The sequence below is a fragment of the Leisingera sp. ANG59 genome, from assembly GCF_013317235.1.
GTDB lineage: Bacteria > Pseudomonadota > Alphaproteobacteria > Rhodobacterales > Rhodobacteraceae > Leisingera.
Window position 1 is genome coordinate 155,858 of sequence record NZ_WLCM01000009.1, and the last position, 9,954, is coordinate 165,811.

Sequence of the window (9,954 nt, forward strand, 5' to 3'; positions counted from 1 at the left end):
TCAGATCCTCAATAGTGTTTCCATAAGCTCGTCGACAACGGAGATGACCCGAGCGTTGGCAGCGTAGTATTTCTCTACCAGCATCAGGTTCTGCAGCTCGGCGTCGGTATCGACCCCGAGTGCCAGCTCAGCCTGACTCAGCTCATTGAAGCTGGTGGCAGCAAAGGTGGAACCGCGCGCAGCGGTTTCGTTGTCCTGCGCAAAGCGCGACAACAGATTTGCGCTAAGGGTGCTCGCGGTCAGATCCGACGTCCCAAGTCCAACCGAAGACACCGTGCGTGTGGTGTTCAAAGCATCCGAGTAGCCCTGCAGCAGGCTCGAATCGCCTGGGTCGCCAGGTGCCGCGGCGTACAGCCCGTCACGGAACCGCCACGTCTCCGCGCTGCCGGTCAGGGACACCAGGCCGTTCAATTCGATCCGGTTGGATATGCCAACAGTGTTCGCGGCATCAAAGAAGCCGCCGCCGTCGGTAAAGATACCGGCGTCGGTCACCCCGATGGTGCCATCCAGCGCCGGGTCCTGAAACCGCTCGATCAGATCCCTGGCCATCGCGTCCAGGTCTTCCTGGGCTTCCACAGCGGTCACGTCACGGATCTCGAACTGCGCAGTCAGCGTGCCGCCTCGCAATGGCCCGTTCGGGCCGGTGTCGATCACCCTGCCGTTGACCTCAAGCCCTGAGAGCATGCCATTATCAAGCGTCATGTGCGGCATGATATCCCGCGAGGAGTTGAAACTCAGCTCGGACGCCTTCCCGTCGAGCAGCATCACCCCGCCGGTGGAATACAGCGTCACCTGCCCGTTGTCGCGCCGGACCACATTGACCGGAATGATTTCATTCACCTGGTCGATCAGCTGATCGCGCTGGTCATGCATGGAAACGGCATCCATGCCGCCAGCTTCCACCACCATGATGCGGGCATTCAGCTTTTCGATTTCCTTCAAAGCCTGGTTCACGGTGTCGACCTGGCTGTTGATAGCGCTGTCAGCGTTGATCCTCAGACCGCGCAGTCCTTCAGCCGTACGGGAAATCGAATCCGCCAGGGTTTCCGCCTTTACCGAAAGATCACTGAGCCGGGGCTGTGAATCCGGGCGGGAGACAACTTCGATCAAGGAGGATTCGAACTCCGACAACTGCGACGCCAGCGACATCTCGTCATCCACAGAGCCAACCAAGTCTGACATCCGGCTAAAGAAATCAGCCTGAACCTTGGCCGCACCGAAGTCAGCTTCGGCAACCCTGCGATTGGAGATCACAACCGGATCGTTCAGGCGCTGCACATGCCCCACCCGGACGCCAGGAACACCGGCACCCGGGCTGTTCAGGTCCAGAACCCGGCGCGTATACCCCGGCGTCAGAGCGTTGGCGAGGTTTTCGGAAACGATCTGCGAGGACCGGCTGGCCGCAGACAGGCCGCTCATCGCGCTGTTCAGGGCGGAATAGATAGACATGTTCAGCCTGCTTTCATGAAGCCAGTGTCAGGGGGCCATCAAGCGTATTAGCGCTTGATGTTGGTGGTTTCCTGCAGCATTTCGTCTACTGTCTGAATGACTTTTGCGTTGGACGAATAAGCACGCTGGGTCTTGATCATGTCGGTAAGTTCAGTCGCCACGTCGACGGCTGATTCCTCCTGGGCATAGCCCAGGATCTCACCGCTTGGGCCGTCCCCTGCATCCCACAGGTAGAATGCCCCGGAGTCGTCCGTCGGTTTGTAGGTCTGGGAATCCAGAGATTGCATGCCGTTAAGGTTGGACACATCCGCCAGCGGAACTTTGTAAATGACTTTGGTGTCACCAGAGTCGTACTTGGCGATAACTTCCCCGGATTCGTTAATTTCAACGGAAACAAAGGAGCCAACCGCCGTGCCGTCCTTCACGGTCGTGCCGGGAACAAACTCATCGCCCAGCTGGCTCATACCGTTTTGCTCGCCGATGACGCCGATATTGATCTCGACCGGACCGCTGGCAGTGGTGATAGTGATCGAACCCGCCGTTGCATCATAGGCCCCTCCGGTCACGGTGGCCACGCTTTGCAGCGTGCCGGCAGTGGATGCACTGTCGTCAAAGGTCAGGGTGTATTCGCCGATCACCGTGGCGCCGGTTGCCGAATCAACGATCTGCATTGTCCATTCATTGGTGCCGGTCGTTGCCGGTGCCACTGCAACAGTCGGCGTGTAGGTGATCGCAAGCTCCTCTGACCGGCCCATATTGTCAAAATACTGCACAACATGCTCCACCGGATCGCCGCTGGCGCCCGGGTCGGTTTCTGAAGCCGGCAGGTTTGCGGTCAGGCTGATCTCAGTCGTCGGCTCCGCCGACAGGCGATTCAGGTCGATGCGGACAGGCTCCAGTGAATCGCTGGTGTCACGCGCTACGTCCGGAATTGTACCATCCGCCAGCGCCGGGAAGCCCATCAGCACAAGGCCGGATTCCGTCGAGAGATACCCATTCGAATCGGTGCGGAAGGATCCGGTTGAGGACAGCAGCATCGTCGGACTGCCTCCGGCCTCCACCTCTGTGATGGACGCAACTGGCAGCATGCCGCGGCCCCGCACAGCCAGGTCGGTGGCATTATTGGTTGAGACCAATGGCCCGCGCTCATCAATCAAGCGGACATTGGTGGTGCGCACGCCACCTGCCGAATAGGTGCCGCCGGAGCCGGACAAAACCATGGAGTGGAAGTCGGTCTGGACCCGCTTGTAGCCGCGAGTCGCGGAGTTGGCGATGTTGTCTGAGATGGAAGCCAACCGGCTGGCGTTGGCGCTCAATCCTGAAACGCCCGCGTTCAGCGACGAAGAAATGGTCATAGCACGCCTTTCTGCTGCATCTAATCATTCTGGATGCAACAGCTAGCGCAGGAGCAATTAACGGGCGGCTAACAGATAAAATATGACTCATCGGTCAGCCGCCGGTTTTCAAGTTTTCGGGGTTTTATTCCCGCAAAAGGATGATTTCGATCCTGTCGTTACGCGCAGCCATGGGGTTGCTGACGGCCAGTTTGCGGTCGGCATGGCCGGTCACACGGTCAATCCGGGACGCTGCCAGCCCGCCTGATTCGAGAAGCTTGCGGGTTGCATCGGCTCGGTCATTGGACAATTCCCAAACCGGGTTCTTCGCAAGCACCACGGGATGCGAGCGGATATGGCCGCCTACAGCAATATGGTTGGTCACACCTTCAGACACACGGGCAATCATTCTGACCAGATCGCGGAACAGGACCGTCGGATCCGCCCGGCCCTCTTCGAACAGAGGTGCATTGTCGCTGGCGAAAAGCTCAATGATCAACCCCTCGTCAGTCACCCTTGTCACGATGTGGCGGGCCATCGCTGTAGAGACCATGCTTTCTCCGCCGCGCCCGGACAACTGTTCCTCAATAGCGCGGAACTTATCGTCGTCCTGTTCCCGCTTGTCGTCAGACTCAACACCAGTATCACCCTGTGCTTTCTGGGCGTTTGCCGGATTGATATCGGTCGCTCCAGTGCCGGATTTCGGCTGGATATCCTCGGTGAACATACTGTCCCCCTGAAACGCGCCGTTTCCGCCACCGGAAATCCGGCTCAGGGGAATCGACGGCGAGAAATAATCCGCCAGCCCTTTACGTTGTTTTTCCGTCGTCGCGTTCAGCAGCCACATCAGCATAAAGAAGGCCATCATCGCGGTCACGAAGTCGGCGTAAGCCACCTTCCACGCGCCGCCGTGATGGCCTTCGCCACCACTGACTTTTTTCTTCTTGATGATAATGGGCGCCACATTGCTCTGTGCGCTCATATCCACCACCACTATTTTCACCCATCCCCGGGATAGCAGGCGGCCCGTTAAACTGACCTTAACAGTTAAATTTGCCGGCAGTTCGCTTCCGCTGCCGGAAGCTCGGCTCTTGGCGGCACCAATCTAAAACCTGCATCTTAAAGACCCCTTATCTCGACTTCGAGAAAACTTATCGAAGGTTGATCAAGAGCAACATGGAGCAGCGGTGCCCGGGCTAGTTTCTGGCCAACACGGCACATGGGACACTGAAAGGAGATCATCATGCTGACCCGAAGAGCCGCACTGATGGGGGCAGCCGGCGTAGCAGCGCTGCCTGTACTTGCCAAAGCCGCCAAGGCCGAAAGCACCACAGTTCACGAGGCCGCCGCACCGGTGGACCTGTCCAGCTTGCAGCGCATCAAGCGCGAACTGGTTGCACCGCCTTTCGTACATGAGCACGAGCAGGTCGCACCGGGCGAACCGCGCATTGTCGAATTCGAGATGAAGATCATCGAGAAAGAGATCGAGGTCGACCAGGGCGCCTACCTGCAGGGCATGACCTTTGATGGATCCATTCCGGGCCCGATGATGGTGGTGCATGAGGGCGATTATGTCGAACTCACGCTGATCAACCCGCCGGAAAACATGCTGCAGCATAATATCGACTTCCACGCAGCCACCGGCGCCCTGGGCGGCGGCGCGCTGACCCTGGTGAACCCGGGCGAGAAGACCGTGCTGCGCTTCAAGGCCACCCGCCCCGGCACCTTTGTCTACCACTGCGCGCCGGGCGGCCCGATGATCCCCTGGCACGTCGCCTCGGGCATGGCCGGCACCATCATGGTGCTGCCGCGCGAAGGGCTGTCGGACCACAACGGCAATCCGGTGAAATACGACCGCGTCTACTACATCGGCGAAAACGAGTTCTACATTCCCAAGGACGAAAACGGCGACTACATCCGCTATGAGGACGTGGGTGAAAGCTATCCCGACACGCTGGAAGTCATGAACGGGCTGATCCCCAGCCACGTGGTCTTCAACGGCGCAGTTGGCGCGCTGACCGGCGAGAACGCCATGAAGGCGAAACAGGGCGAGAAAGTGCTGTTTGTCCACAGCCAGGCCAACCGCGACAGCCGTCCGCACCTGATCGGCGGTCACGGCGACCTGGTCTGGGAAGCCGGCAAGTTCAACAACGTGCCGGACCGCGATCTGGAAACCTGGTTCATCCGCGGCGGCTCCGCCGGGGCAGCGCTCTATGAGTTCCTGCAGCCGGGGGTCTATGCCTATGTGAACCACAACCTGATCGAGGCGGTGAACCTCGGCGCAACAGCTCACGTGGTGGTCGAAGGCGAATGGAACAACGACCTGATGGAACAGGTGGTCGCCCCGACCGAATACTCCGGCTCCTGACCTTCGGCCGGATGGGAAACTGGACCGGGCGGCTGCATCACGCGGCCGCCCGTTTTCGCCTTGAGGGAACGCAGACATGAAAGTTGAGCTGATTGCCGCCGGGCTTGCCGCCGCCATTGGCCTGCCGGGGCTCTGGTATTCCGCTGTCAAGGAACCGGCGCCGCAGGCCGAAACCGTATCCATCGCTGCAGGCACCATTGCCTACCGCCCGATCGGCAATTTCCACCGCAACGGTAAAAGCGTTGTGCCCCCGGAACAGCAGCGGCCTGTTGCGGCATTTGAAATCATGAAACACCAGGTCTCAGGCGCGGAATATGCCGCCTGCGTGGCAGCAGACGCCTGCAAGGAAGCGGACAGCACCCCGGCAGAAGGCAGCCAGCCGCAAACACATGTCAGCTGGCACGACGCCACCGCCTATGCTCAATGGTATTCCAAGGAAACCGGAGAGAGCTGGCGGCTGCCGGACGAAGCCGAATGGCAGCTCGCTGCGGCCGAAATCTTTGGCGACGAGGCGGTCGAAACCGATGGCGGAGACCCGGCCCAGCGCTGGCTGCGCCAGTATGCCCGCGGCGTCACGCTGCGCGGCCTGCCGGGCCCCGCTCAGGACCCGAAAAGCGAGCCCGGGGCCAATAGCAACGGCCTCGCCGGGCTCGGCGGGAACATCTGGGAATGGACCGGCGGCTGCATGCAGAACGGCGAGGTGCTTAAGGACGGCAGCCTGGAGCTTGGCGATCCTTACTGCAGCGCCCGCATTACCGGCGGCCGCCACCGGGCGGTTGTGATCGACTTCATCCGCGACGCCAGCGTTGGCGGCTGCGCCGTTGGACTGCCGCCGGATTACCTGGGGTTCCGGCTGGTGAAGGATGGCTGACATAAACGCAGCCCGGGTACTCCCGCGCCCGCAGGTGCCCCGGCTGCGCCGGCGCCCCTTGGCAGCCTTGGGCCCGGCAGCTGCGCTGCCTGTTCCGCCCCAAAAACCGCTTAAGGCATACCTGAATTGATGCGGCAGCGCTGTGCGTCAGCACAGCGCCACGCCCAACTGTGAAGGCCTCCGGCAGGAGGCCCCGGAACAGGCGGGAGCGCCCCGCCGCCAAGTTAGGACGCCCGGCTGTAACGCACGCCTTCAGGCACATGGGCGTCAAAGCAACTGGCGATGATCCGGGTCAGCGGGCGGCCTTCCGGGGGGATCACCAGTACTTTATCATCCAAGTGCACCAGATCGCCGAAGCGGGCCGCGATCTGTGCCAGATCTGCATCCAGGCTTGCCGCCAGATCGCCGAAACGCTGCCGCAGCTCTGCCCGGTCCAGCCGGAACTCGCACATCAGCATCTCGATAGCGCGGCCGCGCAGCAGGTCTTCCTGGCTCATCACATGACCGCGCGCGCCGGTCAGCTGCCCGGCCTCGACCCGCTGCACATAGGCAGGCGTGGCTGCCGCGTTCTGGATGTAGCCGCCGGCAAAACGGGAGATTGACGAGGCCCCGAACCCGATTAGTGTCGGGCAGGTATCGTCCGTGTAGCCCTGGAAGTTGCGCCGCAGATGGCCGGTTCGGGCTGCAACCTCCAAACCGTCGCCGGGTTTGGCGAAATGGTCGATGCCGATTGCCGTAAACCCGGCCTCAGCAAACTTCTCCGCCGCCAGCCCGGCCAGATGATAGCGCGCCGGATCGTCGGGCAGCGTCTCCTCCTTGATCAGCTTCTGCCGTTTGGCCACCCAAGGCACGTGCGCGTAACCGAACAGCGCCAGCCGGTCGGGGTTAAGGCTCAGCACCTTCTCCACCGTATCAGCCATCCGCGCCTGCGTCTGATGCGGCAGCCCGTAGACCAGATCGGCATTCAACGAATTGATCCCCGCCGCGCGCAGGTCCTCGACACAGGCCTTGGTCACCTCGAACGGCTGCGCCCGGCCGATTGCCTGCTGCACCAGCGGATCGAAGTCCTGGATGCCGATGCTGGCGCGGTTCATGCCTTCCGCGGCCAGCGCTGCGATCTTGTCCCGGTCCACCATGGTCGGATCGATCTCCACCGAGAACTCCCAGTCCCCCGTATGCGGGAACACCGCCTTCACCGCCTGCGCCAGCCGGTGAATCAGATGCGGCGGCAGAATGGTCGGGGTGCCGCCGCCCCAATGCATCCGCCCCATCCGCATGCCCTTGGGCAAGAGCGGCGCCACCAGGGCCAGCTCCTGCTCCAGCGTGCCGATGTAGCTTTCCACCGGGCTCAGCGTCCGCGTGCCTTGCGTGCGGCAGGCGCAGAACCAGCAGAGCCGCTCGCAGAACGGGATATGCAGGTACACCGAAACCGGCACCTCCGGATCCAGCGCCTGAAGTTCGCGGGCCTGCTCCGCGGCGCCAACGGCTGCGGAAAACACCGGCGCGGTCGGATAAGAGGTGTAGCGGGGCACCCGGCTGTCGAACAGCCCAAGGGCTTGGAGGCGGTCAATCTGTTTCATGACTTTCCTATGCCCCTTTTACGAATCCGCCACTTTGCGCAGGATCAAACCGAAACCCGGAATTCCGCATAGGCAAATTCCTGGATGCTGCCGCCAACGCACTGGTTTCACATGGGAAAACGATCGGCAGGCAAATTTTCCGGAAATCTAGCAAAGTCGCACATTTTCCGTTTGACGCTGCCTGCGACTCTGCTTATACGCCGGTCTCACGACACCTGCCCAGGTGGCGGAATTGGTAGACGCGCTAGCTTCAGGTGCTAGTGTCCGTATGGACGTGGAGGTTCGAGTCCTCTCCTGGGCACCATTCTCCTTAGCTTAGTTATTGCAAGCCGTAGCGGCGCTTTCCAAAACGCCTTGAATGGTTAAACTATAAACCTGCACAGCAGATACCAATGCTGCATTCAGGCCAATGGCTGCGGCCATTCTTACTCTGAACTTGCCATATATTCCGCATGATGCCCACTTGCGCAGGATTTATACAATGTTTAAACGGTCGGCACTTGCACGCCGCCACAGGCAGGTTCCAGCGCCGCTTAAGCTCAGTTGGTAGAGCACGCCATTCGTAAGTAGCGGGTCCACTTGGGCATGGCACGCAAGATCAGTCGCTTACTGGCGGCACGATGTTACTAGTAGGGCCACAGTAGGGCCACGGAAAGAGAAGAATGCCGGTGTAGCTCAGCTGGTAGAGCACGTCATTCGTAATGATGGGGTCGTAGGTTCGAGTCCTATCACCGGCACCATTTTCAAATTCGAAGTTTCAATGAAGCGTAAGACTTTGAAAGGGAAAGTCGTTTCGGGAGTTCGAACACCGGTTTTTCGACCACACTCCAACGGAGCCGAAAAAACGAGCCGGAGGACCACTGACGTGCTCCCGGTAGAGTCCGCGTTGTTTAGTACGTTCTGCTCAGGTTTTGGTCCTCTACTGACCGTTGGTGATACTCCCACGGTGTGAGCCCGTCGAGGCTCGTGTGGGGGCGGTGATGGCTGTACAACTGAACGCCAGAACACCCACGTTACCGACCGGCGCGAGGTTCTTTATCCATGGCATCCTTGGTTCGGCAGATYGGTCTATGTCCATTCTGTGATCGACAAGCCCGGCGATGCTGTGTTTCGGTGCAATCTCACCGGCCGCCGGTCGGACCGGCTGCTGGAAGTTCCCATATGGATGTTTGACCGGGCAGCATGTGCTTCCTGCCGCCGTTCTGGTTCTGCGCATGTAGGCCTAGAGGCTCTCAGGGCTCTCGCGGGGCTGGTTTCCGATGCCGCTTGTATTCCGCTCAATAAATCCGGCTCCCGATCACGCGATGACGCAGCNGGTCTATGTCCATTCTGTGATCGACAAGCCCGGCGATGCTGTGTTTCGGTGCAATCTCACCGGCCGCCGGTCGGACCGGCTGCTGGAAGTTCCCATATGGATGTTTGACCGGGCAGCATGTGCTTCCTGCCGCCGTTCTGGTTCTGCGCATGTAGGCCTAGAGGCTCTCAGGGCTCTCGCGGGGCTGGTTTCCGATGCCGCTTGTATTCCGCTCAATAAATCCGGCTCCCGATCACGCGATGACGCAGCATCGGACTCTGAACACGAGATTCGGAGGTTGGCCCATGCCGCGCAAAATGACGACGACGCAACTCGAGCTGTTCCCGGACATCCAGTCCGTGCCCGTGACACAGACACCGCCTTGGCAAAGCCTTCCCGGCGACACGCAGCAAACGCTGACACGGTTGATGGCACGCCTGATTGCAGAGCACGCCGGCGCGGCGGACAGGGGGAGCGATCATGAAGCATGAGAAGATTGGTCCGCAGCATTTGGAACGCAAGGCGATCCTTTATGTCCGGCAGTCATCGGCTCACCAGGTCCTGCACAACCGGGAAAGCAGCGCCCTGCAATATGCCATGCGGGGGCGGCTTTCGGATTTGGGCTGGAGCCGGATTGAGACCGTGGATGACGACCTCGGCCGTTCTGCCGCCGGCGGTGTCGCGCGGGAAGGCTTTGACCGGATGATCGCCGATGTTTGTCTCGGCAAAGTCGGCGCCGTCGCGGCGCGTGAAGTATCCCGCTTTGCGCGCAACAGCCGGGACTGGCAGCATCTCATCGAGATGTGCCGTGTCGTCGACACTGTGCTGATCGATCAGGAAACGGTTTATGCGCCACGCGATGGCAATGACCGGCTGCTTTTGGGCCTGAAGGGCAGCCTGAACGAATACGAGCTCGACCTGCTCAGGCAACGGTCCCTTGCCGCCCGCCAGGAGAAGGCGCGGCGCGGCGAACTTGTCGTCGCCGCCCCTGTCGGCTTCGTAAAGGCCGGGGACCGGCTTGAGAAAGACCCGGACCGCCGCGTGCAGGAAGCCATATC

General features: G+C 60.7%; 8 protein-coding genes and 2 tRNA genes. 6 read left to right on the plus strand and 4 right to left on the minus strand.

The features are described 5' to 3' along the window. The 3 genes from flgK to GKC28_RS11005 form a co-directional block, all read right to left on the minus strand. Complete coding sequence (flgK, locus tag GKC28_RS10995) at positions 1 to 1,449, minus strand: flagellar hook-associated protein FlgK (protein ID WP_174146929.1); 1,449 nt, start codon at positions 1,447 to 1,449, stop codon at positions 1 to 3. A gap of 47 nt (positions 1,450 to 1,496) precedes the next feature. Then, positions 1,497 to 2,804 (minus strand): flagellar hook protein FlgE, encoded by a 1,308-nt coding sequence (locus tag GKC28_RS11000; protein WP_174146930.1) that lies wholly within the window; start codon positions 2,802 to 2,804, stop codon positions 1,497 to 1,499. A 124-nt stretch (positions 2,805 to 2,928) separates the two neighbouring features. Next, entirely contained in the window at positions 2,929 to 3,765 is an 837-nt protein-coding gene (locus tag GKC28_RS11005) for a flagellar motor protein MotB (RefSeq protein ID WP_174146931.1), read from the minus strand. Between the two features lie 261 nt (positions 3,766 to 4,026). Between GKC28_RS11005 and nirK the strand changes: the two genes are divergently transcribed. Together nirK and GKC28_RS11015 are read left to right on the plus strand one after the other, a co-directional pair. Next, positions 4,027 to 5,151 carry a copper-containing nitrite reductase gene (nirK, locus tag GKC28_RS11010; RefSeq protein WP_174146932.1) on the plus strand — a complete coding sequence of 375 codons (1,125 nt, stop codon included), beginning with the start codon at positions 4,027 to 4,029 and terminating at the stop codon, positions 5,149 to 5,151. A gap of 76 nt (positions 5,152 to 5,227) precedes the next feature. Then, positions 5,228 to 6,022 carry an SUMF1/EgtB/PvdO family nonheme iron enzyme gene (locus tag GKC28_RS11015; protein ID WP_174146933.1) on the plus strand — a complete coding sequence of 265 codons (795 nt, stop codon included), beginning with the start codon at positions 5,228 to 5,230 and terminating at the stop codon, positions 6,020 to 6,022. Positions 6,023 to 6,246: 224 nt separating this feature from the next. Here the strand turns inward: GKC28_RS11015 and hemN are convergent, their stop codons facing one another. Then, positions 6,247 to 7,602 (minus strand): oxygen-independent coproporphyrinogen III oxidase, encoded by a 1,356-nt coding sequence (gene hemN, locus GKC28_RS11020; RefSeq protein ID WP_174146934.1) that lies wholly within the window; start codon positions 7,600 to 7,602, stop codon positions 6,247 to 6,249. A gap of 217 nt (positions 7,603 to 7,819) precedes the next feature. Here hemN and GKC28_RS11025 point away from each other — a divergent pair. The 4 genes from GKC28_RS11025 to GKC28_RS11040 all read left to right on the plus strand — a co-directional run. After that, positions 7,820 to 7,906 (plus strand) — tRNA-Leu (locus GKC28_RS11025). A gap of 360 nt (positions 7,907 to 8,266) precedes the next feature. Then, positions 8,267 to 8,342: transfer RNA gene (locus tag GKC28_RS11030), tRNA-Thr, on the plus strand. Between the two features lie 859 nt (positions 8,343 to 9,201). Continuing rightward, entirely contained in the window at positions 9,202 to 9,387 is a 186-nt protein-coding gene (locus tag GKC28_RS11035) for a hypothetical protein (protein ID WP_174146935.1), read from the plus strand. Further along, on the plus strand, positions 9,377 to 9,954 hold a 578-nt coding region (locus tag GKC28_RS11040; protein WP_174146936.1), incomplete at its 3' end, for a recombinase family protein. The genes GKC28_RS11035 and GKC28_RS11040, both read left to right, overlap by 11 nt.

Excerpts from the sequence above, each read along its gene's own strand:
- flgK (WP_174146929.1), bottom strand. The coding sequence starts at position 1,449 with ATGTCTATCTATTCCGCCCTGAACAGCGCGATGAGCGGCCTGTCTGCG.
- GKC28_RS11000 (WP_174146930.1), bottom strand. The coding sequence starts at position 2,804 with ATGACCATTTCTTCGTCGCTGAACGCGGGCGTTTCAGGATTGAGCGCC.
- GKC28_RS11005 (WP_174146931.1), bottom strand. The coding sequence starts at position 3,765 with ATGAGCGCACAGAGCAATGTGGCGCCCATTATCATCAAGAAGAAAAAA.
- nirK (WP_174146932.1), top strand. The coding sequence starts at position 4,027 with ATGCTGACCCGAAGAGCCGCACTGATGGGGGCAGCCGGCGTAGCAGCG.
- GKC28_RS11015 (WP_174146933.1), top strand. The coding sequence starts at position 5,228 with ATGAAAGTTGAGCTGATTGCCGCCGGGCTTGCCGCCGCCATTGGCCTG.
- hemN (WP_174146934.1), bottom strand. The coding sequence starts at position 7,602 with ATGAAACAGATTGACCGCCTCCAAGCCCTTGGGCTGTTCGACAGCCGG.
- GKC28_RS11035 (WP_174146935.1), top strand. The coding sequence starts at position 9,202 with ATGCCGCGCAAAATGACGACGACGCAACTCGAGCTGTTCCCGGACATC.